We start from the raw sequence: 16527 nt of genomic DNA on the forward strand, positions 1-16527 counted from the left end.
CAGTGTCTAGGCTCCTGCGGCGAGCACTATGCGGTGCTGGATCGACAGATCCTCACAATGCTTGTTAACGGAGGGCGCCTTGAGTAACCATCCCTGGAACATTTCAGCTTTGAGACCTTTCCCTCTGACCTCCACTATGTGGGGAATTTTACTAATCAGTGGCGTGGTTAACGTGCTTGCGCTGATCTCGCCGCTGTTCATGCTGCAGGTCTACGACCGCGTTCTGGCAAGTGGCAGCGTACCGACGCTGGTGGGGCTCGTCGTACTTGCTGCGGGGCTCTTTGCGTTCCAATGCCTGCTCGACATTCTTCGCGCCCGCGTACTGCTGCGGATCGGGGAGCGTTTCGATGGACAGTTTTCCGGACGCGTTCACGATGCGATCGTTCGCCTTCCGCTTTCAACGCGTATGCCTGGCGACGGGTTGCAGCCGCTTCGTGATCTCGACAATGTTCGCGCATTCTTAGGTGGAAACGGCCCGACGGCGTTTTTCGATCTGCCGTGGATGCTGTTTTATCTTGGCATTTGCTTTCTCTTTCACTTCTGGATCGGCATGACGGCGCTTATCGGAGCGATGATCCTCATATCTCTGACACTTCTTGCCAACACTCTCTCGCGACGGGCGATAAGCGATACGATTGCCCACAGCATGGTACGCAGTGGTCTACTGGAAGCAGCGCGCCGCAATGCCGAGGTCGTGCAAGCTCTCGGTCTCGGAAAGCGGATCGCTGCCCGATGGCACAAGGCCAATGCCAAGTATCTGGCCGCCAACCGCAAAGCCGGGGACGTGGCAGGTGGGCTGGGTGGCGTTTCAAGATCGCTGCGCATGATGTTGCAATCGGCCATTCTTGCCGTCGGCGCGTACCTTGTCATTGGGCAGGAGGCTACGGCCGGAGTCATGATCGCCAGCTCGATCATGATGGGACGTGCGCTGGCTCCGGTCGATCTGGCCATTTCAAGCTGGAAACCCTTTCTCATGGCGCGCCAGGGTTGGGCGCGGCTGGAGGACCTGCTGGCAAAGGTTCCTGAAACCGCTCCTGTTATGCCAATGCCTGCACCAGAACGCGAACTGCGCGTCAACGGCGTGACAATCGTTCCGCCCGGCGAAAGCAAGCCAACCGTGATCGGCCTTGCGTTCGCCGTTCAGGCGGGAAGCGCACTCGGGGTCATCGGTGCGTCGGGTTCCGGCAAGTCGACACTGTCGCGCGCCATCGTCGGCGCATGGGCGCCGGTCGCCGGAAAGGTTCGTATCGACAGCGCAAGCCTCGATCAATGGGACCGGGAAGCACTAGGCCGTCATATCGGCTACCTGCCGCAAGGCGTTGAACTGTTCGACGGCACCATTGCCGAAAACATCGCTCGATTTGAAGACGATCCCGACCCTAAGGCTATTGTAGCGGCGGCGAAGGCAGCGGGCACGCACGAACTGATCCTCCGATTTGAGCACGGTTACGAAACTCCGATCGGTGATGCCGGATCGGCGCTTTCCGCCGGGCAACGCCAGCGTATCGGTCTTGCCCGTGCTCTGTATCGCGACCCCTTCCTTGTTGTGCTCGATGAACCCAATGCCAATCTCGATGCGGAAGGAGAGGCCGCCGTCGTTAAGGCGATCGCCTCCGTGCGCGAGCGCAAGGGCATTGCGGTTGTCGTCGCCCATCGGCCGAGCGCGATCCGCGTCGTGGACTACGTGTTGGTGATGGAAGGTGGGCGGCAGCGAGCATTCGGTCCGCGTGATGAAGCCCTTTCCAAGGTCCTTAAGGGGGCAGCAGTGGCCCCAGGCGCTGGGGTCAAGGCGATCGAGTGCACACAGGGTAACAAGGGAGAGCGCGCTGAGATGGAGGAGCCCAATGGCCGGCATTCATCAGAATAATGACGTTTCTCGCTCCATTCACCGCCACCTGTTGGCGGGCCTTCTGGCGAGCGTGATCTTTGTCGGAGGAGCCGGAGCTTGGGGGGCGGTCACGACCCTCTCCGGTGCGGTTGTTGCGTCCGGACACTTTGTCGTCGATTCCTACGTGAAGAAGGTGCAGCACCCAACAGGCGGTGTCGTGGGAGAAATCCTGGTGCGCGAAGGCGAAAAGGTAAAGGCCGGCGACATCCTCGTTCGGCTCGATGCCACCCAGACCCGGACCAGTCTCGCCATTGTCATCAAGCGTCTCGATGAGCTGGCCGCCCGGCTGGCGCGACTCGAAGCTGAGCGTGACGATTTGGCCGAGATCGCCTTCCCGGATTGGCTGCTCGCCCACAGGCATGTTCCGGACGCTGCTTCGGCAATCCACAGCGAGATGAGGTTGTTCGAATTTCGCAGACGATCCCGCCAAGGAAAACAGGCCCAGCTAGCGGAGCGCATTACACAATATGAGCACGAGATCGAGGGGCTCAAGGCGCAGGAAGTTGCCTATGAGAAAGGCATCGAGATTATCCAAAAGGAAATTGCCGTGCTCAGTGGGCTGCGCGATCAAGGCATTGTCTCGGACCAACGCTTGAACAGCCTGAAGACGCAGGTTGCCACTTTCGGCGGCGAACGCGGTGAGAAAATTGCTCATCAGGCACAGACGGAAGGTCGCATAACCGAAACGCGCCTGCAAATCCTGCAGATCGATCAGGATCTCAAGACGGAAGTCGGCCAGGAGTTCAGAGACGTTCAGACACAGGTTGGGGAATATATCGAGCGCAAGTCGGCGGCTGAAGACGAACTACGACGGATCGATATTGTCGCACCGCAGTCAGGCACCATTCAACAACTCGCAGTTCACACGGTCGGCGGGGTGATTACGCCCGCCGATCCCATTATGCTAATCGTGCCGGAAGGCGACGATCTCGCGCTGGAATTGCGGATCACCCCGAAGGATATTGACCAGATCCAGCTTGGTCACAAGGCAGTGCTGCGGATGTCAGCCTTCAATCTGAGAACCACGCCGGAATTGAACGGATATGTCAGCCGGATCGCAGCCGATCTGGCGACGGACGAAAAAAACGGCATTTCCTACTACCTGGTGCGCCTATCGGTTTCCCATTCGGAATTGGCAAAGCTCAAGGACCTGACGCTCGTGCCCGGCATGCCGGCCGAAGCGATGATCCAGACGAGCGAGCGGACGGCACTTTCTTATCTTGTGAAGCCGCTGTCCGACCAAATCAGTCGAGCATTCCGGGAGGAATGAAATTGCACCTTTCGCTGCTGAAGCCTTGCTTTGCGGAGCGTTGACTTGCGAAACCTGTTCGTCATTCCGCGTACTTCAGCGCAAAGGAAGGCGTTCTGAAGGCACCGCAGGTCGAAACCTCCAGCGCTTTCATGGCGCCGTAGACGAACACGAGCTTCGCCGGATCGAGATCGAGCTGGCCGTCGAACTAGGCACGGCGGCGCTTCAGGATATCGGGGCGGTCCTGCTCCAGTGCGTGTGCGGACTTTTTCTGAATGTCCACCCGTGGCCGAGAAGCCATGTGCTCAAGGCGCTGCGGCTGATCCATCGACCGCTCGCCTCCCAGCCGCTCCACCATCTGGTTCAACGTGATGTCCTTGCGCTCATTGATCAGCCCGACGATGAAGACTTCTGCGCATCGAGACTGGACGTGCGCGGCGGCCTTGCGGCCGGGGCGCCAGTATTTCCGCCGCTTCGGATATGTACTCGCGTCCTTTCCAACGGAAGACGATGGTCGACACGTTGGTGAACATCTTAATGATGACCACGGCCGCGGCTACGGTGGCTCCCGCTTCTGCCCAGCCAAGTTTGAGTCACTGCCGTAAGGCGATCGATTCCAACCCATAAAAGGCCCACGATGCCGCCGGCCTCGCACCTAGCTGAGCGACAAGGATGACGACATACCAGGTGCCGACAATGGCTTCTAATCTGACACACTCTCGAGATAGGCAATGACGTTCTTGATATCGTCGGGATTCTTGAGGCCAGCAAATCCCATTTTGTTCGCTGGCACTTTCGCTTGGGGATTTCTCAGATATTCCAACAGATTCGGCTGATCCCATACGAGGCCGGCTGTGCCCATATCCTTCATGGCCTTCGAATACGAATACCCAAGGACGGTCCCCGCTGTCCGGCCCACAACCCCTTTCAAGGTTGGCCCGACCTTGTTCGCGCGAGTATCAGCGCTGTGACAAGCGGCGCACTTTTTGAAGACCGACTTGCCTCCCTCAATGTTTTGGGCCCCGACGGCCGGAGGCAGTAGCGCCAAAACCATTGTAGCACCGACGACCATACTTTTCACGAAGGAACTCCCTGATTTGCGGTCGATCTGTTTGAAAGCCATGATGCCATCCTCGGTTGGTGTACGCTGCTCAGGCGGCCGTAAGAGGCCCGTAGGACTCCCACACGGCTAGACTTCGCCTTTGGCCGCAACGCGCAACGGTTTCGGGGGTGAAATGCTCAAGATTTGCTGCCCTCCGGCCCTTACTCTAGACATGCGGCGATTGCGGTTCATTGTTCTTGGAAATGGCTGTGCAACGCTTGTGCCAACCGGAAAGCCCGGACGCGTCGTTGACGATGAGAACTTCGGCGAACTCGCGATGCGCTGCTCCGGCGAGCGATCCGTCGAGTGCACCAGGAACGAAGGACAAACGGGCGCCGCGGTTTTCCGGCGCCAACAAGCGGGCAATTGATGGCCAGACTGAGAGCATCGAGATATTCGAGTCCTCTCAGTCGTTGTTTCCAGAGCCTCGCAGGCCAGCGTGACAGGTCGCCGGCCGACGTGACGATATCGAGCAAGGGTTAGTGGGACAAGTATAGCACTGCTGGCGCATCGATCAGGTCGCGCTTGAACGCTGAATTGCGGCGTAAGAACTCCCAAGCCCATTCGTGCAGCGTCAGGCCAGCAGTGTAACCGTATGATCTTTCATCCCGCCAATCGGCCTGATGTTCGCCAGCCATGACTATCATGACCAGCACCCCCTGCCCGCCCCGACCACCGAGCTTATGCTCGGCACCACCTATGCCAATATCACAGGCCGGGTTCGATCGGTGGGCTGGGCAATATCGGCAAGGTTTGGCTGCTGCCGCCGACGCTGACATTGCAGTACCGCTTTACCGATTCGGCGCCTTTAAACCCTATGTCGGCGCGGGCGTGAATCAAACCGCGCCAGAGCTCATGCTGGCGATCTAAGAAAGTGTGGGTGGGAATGATGGACCGGCAGGTTTTTTGACCGGCTCCGCTGACGCCGTACCCGCATCGCTGCTGACGCGGCGTGCAGGTCACGATGCAACGCCGGATTGCCCGTCCAAAGCACCGGACCTCAACGGCACTGGTCCTAAAGCCTGAAGTGTAGCCGATGAACGGGCGCCGCCTGTCAGTTCGTCCAATCATTCGACGGTGACTGATTTTGCGAGGTTGCGCGGCTGGTCCACATCTGTGTCCATGAAGACGGCTGTGTGATAGGCAAGAAGCTGTATCGGCAGCGAGAAGATTATCGGGGCGATTATCTCGTCGACAGCAGGCAGCACGATTGTGTGCATCGTGGCGAGCTTCGATGCGGCTGCTCCTTTTTCATCCGTGATGAGGATAATTCGCCCGCCACGGGCGGCCACCTCCTCCATATTGGAGACGGTCTTGTTGAAAAAGCGATCATATGGCGCGATGACGATCACCGGCATATTCTCGTCTATCAATGCGATCGGACCATGTTTTAATTCACCCGCCGCATAGCCCTCGGCGTGGATGTAGGAAATCTCCTTGAGCTTCAGCGCACCTTCCATCGCCAGGGGGAAACTGGTGCCACGGCCGAGATACAGGACGTGATGATACTTGGATAATTCGCGCGCCAGGGGCTCGATCTTTGGTTGGATGCTGTTGAGGACCTGGCCCATGATGCGCGGCATTTCGGCAAGGCTCATGACAAGCGCCTGCACCTCGCCTTCGGTTACCGTCCCGCGGGCCCGGGCGGCGTTGATGGCAAGTGCGGCAAGAACGGCAAGCTGGCAGGTGAAGGCCTTGGTGGAGGCGACGCCGATCTCCGGGCCGGCAAGGATCGGGAAGACCGCGTCAGCCTCGCGAGCGATGCTCGATTCGGGGGTATTGACGACAGCGCCAATTTTGAGCCCAAGCGCCTTACAGTACCTCAGTGAAGCCAGCGTGTCGGCGGTTTCGCCAGACTGCGAAATGAAAAGAGCAGCAGACTGGGGCGACAACGGGATCTCGCGGTAGCGGAATTCGGACGCAACATCGATTTCGACCGGCAGGCGAGCATAGCGCTCAAACCAGTATTTTCCGATCAGCCCGGCGAGGTAGGCGGTGCCGCAGGCCGAGATAGCCAGACTCGGAATGCTGGCGAAATCGAAGCTAGGAACCGGATCTGCGCGACTCTCAATCACGCTGATATAATGGGCGAGCACATGGGCGATGGCCCCAGGCTGCTCGTAGATTTCCTTCTCCATGAAGTGGCGATATTTGCCCTTGTCGGCCAGATAGACCGTTGCCATGGAGGTCTGACGCGGACGTTCTACGGGGTAGCCGTCGAAATCGAAGATGTCGGCGCCCTTCTTGCCGATAACGGCCCAGTCACCGTCCATGAGATAGGTGACTTCATTTGTGAAGGGAGCAAGCGCGACCGCGTCGGATCCCAGGAACATCTCGCCGTCGCCGTGGCCGATTGCCAGCGGTGGTCCATTGCGCGCCGCCAATATGCTCGACGGATCATCCTCGAAAAGGATGGCGAGCGCGTACGCGCCCTTGACGCGTTTCAGCATGGCATGCATCGCTTCGCCACGCCCCATGCCCTCCTGGCGGTGTCGGGCCAAGAGATGAGCGACGACCTCGGTGTCGGTGTCGGTCTGGAACTCGGCTCCCGCCGCCACCAATTCCTCCTTCAGCTCGGCGAAATTCTCGATGATGCCGTTATGAACGACGGCCACACCGTCAACAAAGTGCGGGTGCGCATTACGTTCCGTCGGCGCGCCGTGGGTTGCCCAGCGCGTGTGGGCGATGCCGATGGTGCCGTTCAGCGGCTCTGCATTCAGTCTCGTCTCGAGATTGAAGAGCTTGCCCTCAGCGCGCCTGCGCTGCAAGGCGCCCTCGGTGATCGTCGCAATGCCGGCGGAATCGTAGCCGCGATATTCAAGATGGTTTAACGCGTCGACCAACCGCACCGACACGGGCCGTTGTCCAACGATACCAACAATCCCGCACATGCCGTCCGAATTCTTTCCGGTAGCCTCAGTCGAAGCACCAATCACGAAGAGGATACCCAACGCGCTGTAATTCAGGATTCCTAATAGGATCTGATTAGATCGGTAAAATTGATTTTTGGAATAGCACTCATCCACCCGACAGATGGTCAAAAATTTCGCGGACGCCGCTCCGTGGCAAGAGCCCCGCGCCGGCTGCGGCGCGGGGCTCGGGTCGGCCCGATCAGTCGGCCGGGTTCCAGATGATGGCGTAGGTGTCGTCATCGTCCTGGCCGGCGGCGCGGCCCAGATTGGCGTAGAGCTTGCGGGGTCCGAACTCCGGCGCGGCAATCGACAGGCTCACATAATCCTTGCCGGACGTCTCGCCGGTGCGGATCCAGCCGGCGCCAACTTCGACCCCTTGCGTCAGCACCCGGTAGTCGGGATGGTTGTCGGCGCTCTTGACCTGGTTGGGGACGATGTCGATGTCGGCGCGGACGCTGAGGGTCTTGAGCTGGCCCTTGTAAGCGCCGTTTTCCTGCTTGTTGACGTAACCGATCGCGGTCATTTCGAAGTCTCCTTTTGCTGTCGCCGGGGACCATCCCCTGCGATGGCGGACCGTGATGGGCGCGTCCGGAGCGCCTGAACCCGACAGGGCCGCAGCGCCAGCGGAGGACCCGAGCAGGCAGCTTTTTTGCAGCGGAGCGGCGCGAGGAAGCCGCCGTAGGCGGCGGGGAAAAAAGCTGCTGGCGAGGGTTTCGGGCGGCCGGACCCGTCCATAGGTCGACAAGCCAGCCGCAGGGGATGGTCCTGGCACAGAGCATGGAGATCGTGGCAAGCGCGGTCGCTGCAGCCAAGCCAAGAGAGCCGGGATTTGCGGGACTGCGGCTGATGCCGTGGCATGCCGACAAGAGATCGTGCCTACGGGTCAGGCGCCAGAACAGACATCCGACGGTCTGATCGATCCACGCGGGATCAAGGCGGCTTGCAGGGCTGGATTTGTGCCGCGGGGACGCGGGGGCCAAAGGTCTCGAACATCCGGCCAGGGCGCCTGGGTACGATGCCGAACGGCGGCCAACCTGGCAGCCGCCGCCCAGCGTGACGCCTATTGGCAGCCGAACAGGGACCGGACCCGCGCCCATTGATCGGCGGTGCGCAAGCCGCCTCGCTGCGTGTAGCTTTCGACCGGGAATTTCATCCAGCGCGGCAGCCAGCTTTCCACCTTCTCGTGGCCGTTCTCGCCGGAAAGAAGATCGCGGATGATCGTCTTTTGCGTCTTCACCTTCTCGGCGACATTGCCGTCCGCGACATGCTTGCCGCCGAGCTCGGCGAGCATGGAATTGGCAGTTTCCTTGTCGCGCAATAGGTCGAAGAAGGCGTCGTCTCGATGGTGAGGACGCGCAGGACATCGTCGTCGGACAGCGTCAGCAGATGCGCAAACAGGATTGTGTCCGTGATGTCTTGATCAAGGCTGGCGCCTGAGCGCCCGCCCCTGCTTGCCCCAGCCTTTCGGCTGCCGGAACGCTTGTTGTTTGAACGCATGCCCTGGTCCTCCGCTCTTCAATTCCGCGCCCTCCCCCGGAAGCGGGGTGGGCGGCGAAAACGACCGGAAAGGCCCGCCGCCGAAGGCAGACCGCATCCGAAGGACCGGAACGAAGAGGAGGACCCTGAGCGGCAGCGAAGGGTTGCGGGATGCCGCGGCGGGCCTAGAAGGGAGAGCCGCCCACCGCGCGCCACCGGGGGATGGCCAACAGACAGACCACGCCGGGCAATCGGCCGGCGACCATCAGCGGTCGCCAGGCTGCCCGGGGCGAAGCCGGATGGCCGAGACCGCCCGAGCCTGCCGAGGAAAAAGCGGGCTCGGTGCACGAGCACCGGGCGCGCGCCTTCAGACGCGCGCGATTACAGGACTATTAGTCGGCACCGCGACTGATGGTCAAACCATCAGATCCTTGAACCTGGACGTATCACGATATGGTCGATGCCGCAGAGCCGCGAATTTCCACCTCTCGGCGCCCCTTGCTGCGTAAAGGAGAAGGTGTTCAGGAAGCGGTATCGCGACCGCCGCGAATGTCGGTTTCGATAGCTGCACAGCGGGACGCCGGCCACGTTCGCCGTCGCGCCCGCCTGCGTCACGATGCGGTCAAGAAGCCAACCACGAAAAAGGCGCTCAGGAGCACATCAAAACCACCCCGACAAGCGATCCTGCGGCCACGGCATTGCCGACAGTATGTCAAAATGCCGATTTTGCAGCTGTCGAAGATTGTACCTTTGCTTCCGCGCGCGCTTCAGCGATGGCGCGTTGCAGTCTGGCGATGCCGACTTTCCCTGGGAGCACCTCGTCGCCGATCACCAACGCCGGTGTGCCGTCGATATACAGATCTTTGGCGAGTGCGAGATTGCGTGTGATGGCATCTGTGATGGCCGGGTCTTGCATGTCCCGCTTCAGTTGCTCGAGATCGAGGCCCACACGCTCTGCAACGGTCAAGGTGCTGTGCTCGTTGACGAAGCCGGGGAAAGCCATGAGGGCGAGGTGGAACGCCTCGTACTTCCCCTGTTTGTGCGAGGCGAGCGCGGCGCGCGCGGAGAATCTGGAAGCTGGCCCCAGGACTGGGAAGTCCTTGAACACAAGCTTCACATTGGGATCATCCTTGAGGGCTTGCTGGAGATCGAGGGCTGCCGCCTGGCAAAAGCCGCAGTTGTAGTCGAAGAACGAGACCACAGCGATATCGCCAAGCGGATTGCCCGCGACTGGCGAGGCTTGGTCGTTGAGGAGGGCGTCGCGCCGCTGCGGAATGCGTATGCGCAAGTCAGCCGCTATCAGGCGCTGGTCTTCCAGACGTTGCAGGTTCTCGGCCGTATCCAGTTGTTGTTTCAGCGCTCCCAGCACGAACAAAGTGAGGGCCAAGAGAGCGATCACTGTAACAAAGGCGGCATTTAGCTTGGACATGGGTGAGGCTCCCATCAGAAATTAACGGCAGCACGCCGGGTACCGGCACTCCCGGCGCCTTGCCGCGCTTCCCATCGCGGCGCTCCGGTCAAGCGCTGCACCCCCGCCACTGCAAATCGCGAGCCAAGCGGCGGCGCGATGTCGCGCAGGTGCTGCGCTGCGAAAAGCGCCCGCTCGGGCATCGGAGATCGCTGTTTGGCTTGCCCATTGGACTTCGAACACCGTGGGGCGACGCGCGACAGCTATGTCCAGCGCACCATAAAACGGGGGGATCGGTGGCCGTTGTGCGACATAGGGTCGGGAACCATTCAATCTGCGAGGGGATTTGTTGGCGATCCCTGTTTTGGGCACTTTGTCGAAAATGGTTCTGTGCAGTTTCAAAACCGCGCGGCCACAAAGCCCAGGTGATCGCGGGGTCCCTCCGATATGCGCTCGCATTGCAAGCGCATATGCCTCGTTGATCTCCGCCCTGAGCACCCCTGCGGTTGCCCCGGCAGGCGCTGTCACATCCGGTTGAGTTCGTCAGCCGGAAATCCGGTGGATACAGTTCCGCGCCGGCATGCGGGACCTAGACGGCTCTCCTGTTCCCCCAGAGCAGAAGGTGCAGCTGCGGCAACACGCGAGCTTCGAACCACCTGTCTCGCGTCACCTTTTCGATCAGCCACTCCAAGCGTCTCATGATTCCGTCAAGGTCGACAGGTGCGTCTTCATCGCCAGGGCGCGGTGGCGTGTGATTGCCAGGTTGCAGATAGACCGGGAGACGTGGAAATCGCGCGGCGGCGTCTTTGGCGAAGGCGTAGTCGCTCTCGTCGAAAACGACGAGCTTGAGCACGACTTGCGGCTTCTCCCGCGCCGCTTCCATGCACGCCTGCAAGGAGGCCCAGTCGGGCCGCATTTCGCTCGACGGAGGCTTTGGGCTGAGGACCAGCACATCAAGCTCGGCAAACCAGTTCTTGACCACCGAACCCTGGGTTTCCAGCGCAAAACGGTAGCCTTCACCATGGCCTCGCTCGATCAGCCCGCCGAAGGGCTGAATGGCCGGATTGCCGCCCGACAGCGACACCATCACTGGCCGGCCGCCGGAAAGCGCAACCACGCTTTGCCACACCGCATCCACCGGCATCATTTTCCATTCATGGCGGAACTGGTTGTCCACCGCATGGAGGCTGTCGCACCAGGAACAGCGGTAATCACAGCCCCCGGTTCTGATGAAGACGGTCGGCAAACCGATGAGCACGCCCTCGCCCTGGATCGTCGGCCCAAATATCTCGCTCACCCGGATTGCGGCGCGCGTGTCCGTCACGGTCGGTACTCCGCCCAGGTTTTCGGGGTTTCGCTCACCCTCACGGCCGCGGTTTCCGGCAGCCGTGCCTTGCACCATTCATAGAAATGCCTGGCCAAGTATTCCGCCGTGACCTGCTCATGTGCCAACGCGTCGTTGAGATGTCGGTGGTCCAAGCTCTCGTCGATATAGCGTTTGAGCGGCGCCAGATCGTGATAGTCGCGCACGAAGCCGTGCGCGTTCAGCTCCTCGGCCGAGAGCTCCACTTCGACGATGTAGTTATGCCCGTGCAGGCGCGCGCACTGATGTTCGGGTGGCAAGGAGGTGAGCTGATGCGAGGCCGAGAAGTGGAATTCCTTGGTGATGCGGAACATCAGGCGCTGCGCCTCCGCAGTGCCTCAAGCCAGAAACCGGTGTCCTCATACTCGGTCGGATCGGCGTGCTGCGCGAGTTGAAACGCCTCGCGTCGCTCGACGCAGGTCCCGCACCGTCCGCAGTGACGCTCGCCGCCCTTGTAGCAGGACCAGGTCTGCGCAAATGGGGTTCCGTGTCTTGCTCCATCGCGGACGATGTCAGCCTTTGTGAGGTTCACATAAGGCGTATAAAGGCGGATCTGCGCGTCGCCATCGAGCGCTCGGTCCTGCATCGTCTGGAAAGCTTCGATGAAGGCGGGACGGCAGTCTGGATAGATGAAATGGTCCCCGCCATGAGCGGCCATCGCCACCGCTTCGGCCTTGTGCGCGGCGGCGAGACCAAACGCGATAGCCAGCATGATGGCGTTCCGGTTCGGCACCACCGTGACCTTCATGGTGTCTTCAGCGTAGTGGCCGTCCGGCACGTCGACACTGTCGGTCAGCGCCGAGCCGCGAAGGCCGCGGCCGATTTGGCGGATGTCGATGGTCTGATGCGCGACGTTCAGTCGCTCCGCGCACAGAGCGGCGAATCTCAATTCTTTCCTGTGCCGCTGACCGTAGTCGAAGGACAGCAGCCCGGCGAGTTCGTGCTCCGCTGCCACTTTGTGAGCAAGGGAAACGGAGTCCAATCCGCCGGAGCAGATGATGAGAGTCTTCATCGTGATATCCTTGTTTTGACCGGGTAAGGCTGCGACCGGAGATTTCTCTGCGCTCCCCCTACCCCAGCCAGCCAACTTTGTGAACCCTGCGGGGAGTCTGATGCGCTGAACGTGCCGGGGTGCGGCAGGGTCGCGAATGGCGGGACTGAGCATCGTTGCTGGATGTTCTACCCCGGGCGCACGCTCAGGAGCACAAATGCGGCGCGTCCTCGCGACGTGGACGCGAGTGCACAGGTCGAGGTTTAGCGACTGTGGGCGTGCCCCCGCTTCAGCATCAGTCCGACCGGACATCGCGGTCAGCCGGTGGCGGGGCGGCAGAACCGCTAAGGATTGGTCGTCAGCCGACATCTGTGAACAAGCCGTGTGCGTCGTTGTAATCACCCCTCCGTTGCGCGCTATTGCAGCCATGGCCTCGGATGAACTGGATTGGGCGATTTTCCAAATGGCGGTCGAAAGCGTCCGCTCCCTCTCGCTATGCTTCAACGAAAGAGCCGTGGAGATAGCGGCGAGGAGCCAGGGTACCTTGGTTTTCGACGTGCGGGTGTACGGTGACGCGCAGGTGCAGAGGGTCGCAGCCATCCGGTATCAAGGCGAACGGACTGGCGTGGTGGCGTTGGACAGACAAGGCCTCGTTACCCACTATTGCATGGTGAATGGCACTTTCTCAGATCTGATGGTGCCGTTGGAGAAATGGACCAGCATGCCCCTGGCGATGCAAGCTAAGATCGATGTTACTGTCCATGCCGGTCTCTTCCTCGGCGCCTTACGAAATGCCGGTCATATGCTTGGCGGTTAGCGTGACGCAATGGATGCGTGATTTTGCGTCCGCCCGACCGCAGCCTGCCAGCGGCTGTCTACCGAGCTTTCCAGGCGCGGATGGATCACGACGCGACCATTTGCTGCTCGTGTCGTGATATCCTGGCGCACGGACCCGTGGCGCAAACGCCGGATTCCAATATGTTGGGGAACGCAACGCCCGATCAGTTGATTGCTAGGAGACCTGATCCCCGGCAGCCGACGGGCAAACGAATCTTCCGCTGATCAGGCAGCGTCCAATATGTCCGGCTCCGCCTCAAGAATTCCGCTGGGTAGGGACAGAGATTTCGCGATCCGGTCGCGATAACCCTTGCTGTACCTCCGACCGGACTCAATGTTGAGGATTTCCTCAGCGGCAAGCCCGCACGCCACTGCCAGATCATCGACGGAATATCCAAGGTGCTCACGATAAGCGCGGATAATGTGGGTCCCCGCCGACATGGCCGTCAACACCGGCTCGGGAATGCATGGATCTTTCATAAACACCTCGAAGAAGAGCAAAGGCGGCTTGCCTCGGGAGAGCTCCTCTGGACCGGGACTCCCAGCAAGTCAAATAAACGCACGCCAATTCAGCCTGGAAAATCTCGTCACATTGGGCACTTTGGACTGGCGGGCGGAAGCGGTATATGGTGGTGCAACTGCGCCCGATCAAGTCGGAAGACTCTGGCCGCCGCAGGATGGTCTGACCGGCCGTGCCGTACCGATTCCTGCGCCATCCCCGTGGCTGATCATCGCCGAACTTCCTAGCAGGAATTCGGTGCCTGCTAGCCCTGAGATCGGTGGTCGTATCAGCTTCCTTGCCATCTCGGAGCGGCCGCCCCGGGCCTGGTAGGGCTGTCCGGGGAAAGTATCGAGTGAATCGAAATGCCGCAGGAGCAGCGAGACTCAAAAAGGAGCGGAGCCTGCGCTTTAGCCTGGCATTTTCCGACAACTGCTTGAAGCTTCAACCAGCGTAGGTTCAAGAGATCGTCCATCGTCACGACGGTGAGGCCTAAGACAGTCGTTCAGGAGGTGGGACCATCTTGTAGCGCTGATCTTTGCCCAATTCTGTGCCGGCACCAGCCTGCGTGGACTGGAAGCCACCTGGAACGCCAACGGCCAGCATCATTACCATTCGCCCAGCGGTCGGCTGATGCGATCTTACCTGGTCGGATGCCAACATGCGGCGTCCCGTCGCGGTCTTTTCCGAGACGTTCAGCTTGGTAGCGGGCCACTCGACCGCAGACGCGCCGCGAGGGCGCGGCAATGCTGCATTTGAAGGATTTGACTCCGGTCAGCTCGGCAAACTGTGCGATTGGGCCACGTCGAAACGGTCGCATCCACGGCATGAAGATGCATGTCGTCTACGATCCCAATGCCGATCATCCGCGCATCCTCGACATCACCGATGCCAATATCAATAATGCCCAGCCAGGCTTGACCATTCCGCGATCATCTTGCCGACCGATTCGTCGTCATTTGCCGAGATGGTGCCGACTTGGGCAACTTCCTCGGAGGCCTTTCTTGGCAGGAAGACCGCCCAAAAAGAACTCGAAGTCGTCCAAGGCATGCAATTCGACCGCGGCTATCTCTGGCCCTACTACGTGACCAACGCCGACAAGATGGCTGCCGATCTCGAGGGCGCCTACATCCTGCTCGACGAGAAGAAGCTCTCCAACCTGCATGTGATGCTGCCGGTACTCGACGCCCTTGTGCTGACCTCCAAGCCGCTGCTCATCATCTCGGAAGACGTAAGGTGAGGCCGCCAAGGGCACCAAACGAAAACTCGTGATCAGTGACCAACAGTGTTGGAGAAAAGGTTGATCACTACGACGCCGCAAATAATCAGGATGATCCCCAACACTGCAGGCAGATCAAGTGGCGTCCTATAGACCTGAACGCTCACTATAGTTGTCAGCACGATGCCGACGCCGCACCAGATTGCGTATGTGACACCCAGGGGGATCAATTTGAGGGCATGGGAGAGAAAGAACAACGCGACGACGAAGCTGGCGATGGCAGCTGCAGTAGGTCCAAGCTTCGTGAATTGCTGTGTTTCGGGCAACAGCGATGAACCGATGACTTCGGATACAATGCCCAGCACCAGGGCGCTGTAAGCTATGACCAGAGGGTTCATGAAGTCACCTTCCCGAGCAACGCCTGACAAGCCTCTCCAGAAGGGTGCGCAGCCAAGGCGTACGGCATTTTCGCGGCAACAGTGAAGTCCATTCGGTCGACGAGCGCCATGGGAAGCCCATTGTCGTGTCCTAACTACATGTTGCTGTGGTTCCGCCCTGTCGAGGCAGTGGGTACAAGCGCTTTCAGAACGTCCGTCATGTTGAGCGTGCCCACCCGAACTCCGTCCGAGTGCACCGCGAAGAATTTGTCGGCGGCGCCGTGGGATCGCAGGATCGCCCGCTCCAGGGTCTCGTCCCCGTCGAGGATCTCATAGCCATCGTCCTCCGTGATCGTCTTCTCCATTACCGATCGGACTCGCAGGACGCGTGCGCGGTTGATATCGCTGACGAAGTCTTCAATGTAAGGGTCGGCCGGGTTGAGGAGGATGTATTGCGGCTCCCCCTGCTGCACGATCTCGCCGTCCTTCAGGATCACCAGGTGGTCCGCAAGCTTGAGAGCCTCATCGAGGTCATGGGTGATGAATACGACGGTCTTCTGAAGGTCCTTCTGCAGCTCGAGGAGAAGGTCCTGCATGCTCGACCGGATGAGCGGGTCCAGCGCTGAATAGGCTTCGTCCATGAGCATTAGCTCGGAGTTCGACGTCAGAGCCCGGGCGAGGCCAACGCGCTGCTGCATGCCCCCCGAGAGTTGGTGGGGATAGAGCGCCTCGGAGCCCGCGAGCCCGACCCTGCTCAGCCACTTGCGGGCCGTTTCATCAGTTTTGGCCCGTCCGTCGCCTCGCACCGAGCATGGCATGCCGGCGTTTCGCAGCACCGTCTCATGCGGAAGCAACGCAAACTTCTGAAAGACCATCGACATCTGGGTCCGGCGCAGCTGCTGGAGTCTGGCCCGGTCGAGCTTCATGATGTCTGTACCATTAACGATAACCTCACCCGCTGTGGGGTCGACGAGGCGGTTGAGGTGACGGATCAGGGTCGATTTTCCCGAGCCCGAGAGGCCCATGATCACAGTGATTTCGCCTTTTTTGATCTCGACGTTGATGTCGCGCAGCCCGAGCACATGGCCGTGGGTCTGCAGCATGTCCTTCTTATGCATCCCCGACTTCGCGTAAGACACCATGGCTGGCGCATTGTTGCCGAAGATCTTGTAGAGGTTGCGGATTGATACGAAGCTCTCGGTCATG

At 60.3% G+C, this 16527-nt stretch carries 16 protein-coding genes and 3 pseudogenes; 6 read left to right on the plus strand and 13 right to left on the minus strand.

Annotated features, from left to right (window positions below; translation table 11 throughout):
* The first annotated feature begins 136 nt into the window (after positions 1-136).
* Both AC0NIL_RS28035 and AC0NIL_RS28040 read left to right on the plus strand, forming a co-directional pair.
* Positions 137-1867 (plus strand): type I secretion system permease/ATPase, encoded by a 1731-nt coding sequence (locus AC0NIL_RS28035; RefSeq protein WP_473574353.1) that lies wholly within the window; start codon positions 137-139, stop codon positions 1865-1867.
* Complete coding sequence (locus AC0NIL_RS28040; protein WP_473574348.1) at positions 1845-3158, plus strand: HlyD family type I secretion periplasmic adaptor subunit; 1314 nt, start codon at positions 1845-1847, stop codon at positions 3156-3158. The genes AC0NIL_RS28035 and AC0NIL_RS28040 overlap by 23 nt, the downstream gene beginning before the upstream one ends.
* A gap of 187 nt (positions 3159-3345) precedes the next feature.
* Here AC0NIL_RS28040 and AC0NIL_RS28045 read toward each other — a convergent pair whose 3' ends face one another.
* The 3 genes from AC0NIL_RS28045 to AC0NIL_RS28055 all read right to left on the minus strand — a co-directional run bounded on the left by AC0NIL_RS28045 (position 3346) and on the right by AC0NIL_RS28055 (position 4886).
* Positions 3346-3504, minus strand: coding sequence for a hypothetical protein (locus tag AC0NIL_RS28045; RefSeq protein WP_473574355.1), 159 nt, complete (start codon positions 3502-3504; stop codon positions 3346-3348).
* A 336-nt stretch (positions 3505-3840) separates the two neighbouring features.
* Positions 3841-4191 (minus strand): c-type cytochrome, encoded by a 351-nt coding sequence (locus tag AC0NIL_RS28050; RefSeq protein WP_473574351.1) that lies wholly within the window; start codon positions 4189-4191, stop codon positions 3841-3843.
* A 527-nt stretch (positions 4192-4718) separates the two neighbouring features.
* The gene (locus AC0NIL_RS28055; protein WP_474048279.1) at positions 4719-4886 is read right to left on the minus strand and encodes a transcriptional regulator domain-containing protein; all 168 of its coding nucleotides are present in this window, start codon (positions 4884-4886) and stop codon (positions 4719-4721) included.
* A gap of 30 nt (positions 4887-4916) precedes the next feature.
* Between AC0NIL_RS28055 and AC0NIL_RS28060 the strand changes: the two are divergent.
* A pseudogene (locus tag AC0NIL_RS28060) lies at positions 4917-5082 on the plus strand (OmpW/AlkL family protein); the annotation flags it as partial.
* 224 nt (positions 5083-5306) lie between these two features.
* On the opposite strand, the gene glmS reads toward AC0NIL_RS28060, so the two are convergent.
* The 7 genes from glmS to queC all read right to left on the minus strand — a co-directional run bounded on the left by glmS (position 5307) and on the right by queC (position 12410).
* Entirely contained in the window at positions 5307-7130 is a 1824-nt protein-coding gene (gene glmS / locus AC0NIL_RS28065; protein WP_473574350.1) for a glutamine--fructose-6-phosphate transaminase (isomerizing), read from the minus strand.
* Between the two features lie 220 nt (positions 7131-7350).
* Entirely contained in the window at positions 7351-7674 is a 324-nt protein-coding gene (locus AC0NIL_RS28070; RefSeq protein WP_473574344.1) for a DUF736 domain-containing protein, read from the minus strand.
* A gap of 537 nt (positions 7675-8211) precedes the next feature.
* Complete coding sequence (locus tag AC0NIL_RS28075) at positions 8212-8442, minus strand: hypothetical protein (RefSeq protein WP_473574342.1); 231 nt, start codon at positions 8440-8442, stop codon at positions 8212-8214.
* An 897-nt stretch (positions 8443-9339) separates the two neighbouring features.
* Positions 9340-10056: a DsbA family protein gene (locus AC0NIL_RS28080; RefSeq protein WP_473573965.1), complete on the minus strand. Its 717-nt coding sequence runs from the start codon at positions 10054-10056 to the stop codon at positions 9340-9342.
* Between the two features lie 568 nt (positions 10057-10624).
* Positions 10625-11359 carry a 7-carboxy-7-deazaguanine synthase QueE gene (gene queE, locus AC0NIL_RS28085; protein WP_473573966.1) on the minus strand — a complete coding sequence of 245 codons (735 nt, stop codon included), beginning with the start codon at positions 11357-11359 and terminating at the stop codon, positions 10625-10627.
* Positions 11356-11712, minus strand: a complete 357-nt coding sequence (queD, locus tag AC0NIL_RS28090; RefSeq protein WP_473564430.1) for a 6-carboxytetrahydropterin synthase QueD — start codon at positions 11710-11712, stop codon at positions 11356-11358. The genes queE and queD overlap by 4 nt, the downstream gene beginning before the upstream one ends.
* Positions 11712-12410 carry a 7-cyano-7-deazaguanine synthase QueC gene (queC, locus tag AC0NIL_RS28095; RefSeq protein WP_473573967.1) on the minus strand — a complete coding sequence of 233 codons (699 nt, stop codon included), beginning with the start codon at positions 12408-12410 and terminating at the stop codon, positions 11712-11714. Before queC ends, queD begins: the two co-directional genes overlap by 1 nt.
* 406 nt (positions 12411-12816) lie before the next feature.
* On the opposite strand from queC, the gene AC0NIL_RS28100 reads away from it, so the two are divergent.
* Positions 12817-13206, plus strand: coding sequence for a hypothetical protein (locus AC0NIL_RS28100; protein WP_473573968.1), 390 nt, complete (start codon positions 12817-12819; stop codon positions 13204-13206).
* 245 nt (positions 13207-13451) lie between these two features.
* Here AC0NIL_RS28100 and AC0NIL_RS28105 read toward each other — a convergent pair whose 3' ends face one another.
* Positions 13452-13727, minus strand: a complete 276-nt coding sequence (locus tag AC0NIL_RS28105; protein WP_473573969.1) for a helix-turn-helix domain-containing protein — start codon at positions 13725-13727, stop codon at positions 13452-13454.
* A gap of 418 nt (positions 13728-14145) precedes the next feature.
* On the opposite strand from AC0NIL_RS28105, the pseudogene AC0NIL_RS28110 reads away from it, so the two are divergent.
* Together AC0NIL_RS28110 and groEL are read left to right on the plus strand one after the other, a co-directional pair.
* Positions 14146-14651 (plus strand): annotated as a pseudogene (locus AC0NIL_RS28110) (DUF4372 domain-containing protein); the annotation flags it as partial.
* A gap of 86 nt (positions 14652-14737) precedes the next feature.
* Positions 14738-14959 (plus strand): annotated as a pseudogene (gene groEL, locus AC0NIL_RS28115) (chaperonin GroEL); the annotation flags it as partial.
* A 38-nt stretch (positions 14960-14997) separates the two neighbouring features.
* On the opposite strand, the gene AC0NIL_RS28120 reads toward groEL, so the two are convergent.
* Both AC0NIL_RS28120 and AC0NIL_RS28125 read right to left on the minus strand, forming a co-directional pair.
* Complete coding sequence (locus AC0NIL_RS28120) at positions 14998-15342, minus strand: DMT family transporter (RefSeq protein WP_473573970.1); 345 nt, start codon at positions 15340-15342, stop codon at positions 14998-15000.
* A gap of 134 nt (positions 15343-15476) precedes the next feature.
* Complete coding sequence (locus AC0NIL_RS28125; RefSeq protein ID WP_473573971.1) at positions 15477-16526, minus strand: quaternary amine ABC transporter ATP-binding protein; 1050 nt, start codon at positions 16524-16526, stop codon at positions 15477-15479.
* Between the last annotated feature and the right edge of the window lies 1 nt (position 16527).

The sequence above is a fragment of the Mesorhizobium sp. WSM1343 genome, from assembly GCF_055901535.1.

What these genes read in the sequence shown, in the direction of transcription:
- AC0NIL_RS28035 (WP_473574353.1), top strand. Translation starts at nt 137, where the DNA reads ATGTGGGGAATTTTACTAATCAGTGGCGTGGTTAACGTGCTTGCGCTG.
- AC0NIL_RS28040 (WP_473574348.1), top strand. Translation starts at nt 1,845, where the DNA reads ATGGCCGGCATTCATCAGAATAATGACGTTTCTCGCTCCATTCACCGC.
- AC0NIL_RS28050 (WP_473574351.1), bottom strand. Translation starts at nt 4,191, where the DNA reads ATGGTTTTGGCGCTACTGCCTCCGGCCGTCGGGGCCCAAAACATTGAG.
- AC0NIL_RS28055 (WP_474048279.1), bottom strand. Translation starts at nt 4,886, where the DNA reads ATGATAGTCATGGCTGGCGAACATCAGGCCGATTGGCGGGATGAAAGA.
- glmS (WP_473574350.1), bottom strand. Translation starts at nt 7,130, where the DNA reads ATGTGCGGGATTGTTGGTATCGTTGGACAACGGCCCGTGTCGGTGCGG.
- AC0NIL_RS28070 (WP_473574344.1), bottom strand. Translation starts at nt 7,674, where the DNA reads ATGACCGCGATCGGTTACGTCAACAAGCAGGAAAACGGCGCTTACAAG.
- AC0NIL_RS28075 (WP_473574342.1), bottom strand. Translation starts at nt 8,442, where the DNA reads ATGCTCGCCGAGCTCGGCGGCAAGCATGTCGCGGACGGCAATGTCGCC.
- AC0NIL_RS28080 (WP_473573965.1), bottom strand. Translation starts at nt 10,056, where the DNA reads ATGTCCAAGCTAAATGCCGCCTTTGTTACAGTGATCGCTCTCTTGGCC.
- queD (WP_473564430.1), bottom strand. Translation starts at nt 11,712, where the DNA reads ATGTTCCGCATCACCAAGGAATTCCACTTCTCGGCCTCGCATCAGCTC.
- queC (WP_473573967.1), bottom strand. Translation starts at nt 12,410, where the DNA reads ATGAAGACTCTCATCATCTGCTCCGGCGGATTGGACTCCGTTTCCCTT.
- AC0NIL_RS28100 (WP_473573968.1), top strand. Translation starts at nt 12,817, where the DNA reads ATGGCCTCGGATGAACTGGATTGGGCGATTTTCCAAATGGCGGTCGAA.
- AC0NIL_RS28120 (WP_473573970.1), bottom strand. Translation starts at nt 15,342, where the DNA reads ATGAACCCTCTGGTCATAGCTTACAGCGCCCTGGTGCTGGGCATTGTA.
- AC0NIL_RS28125 (WP_473573971.1), bottom strand. Translation starts at nt 16,526, where the DNA reads ATGACCGAGAGCTTCGTATCAATCCGCAACCTCTACAAGATCTTCGGC.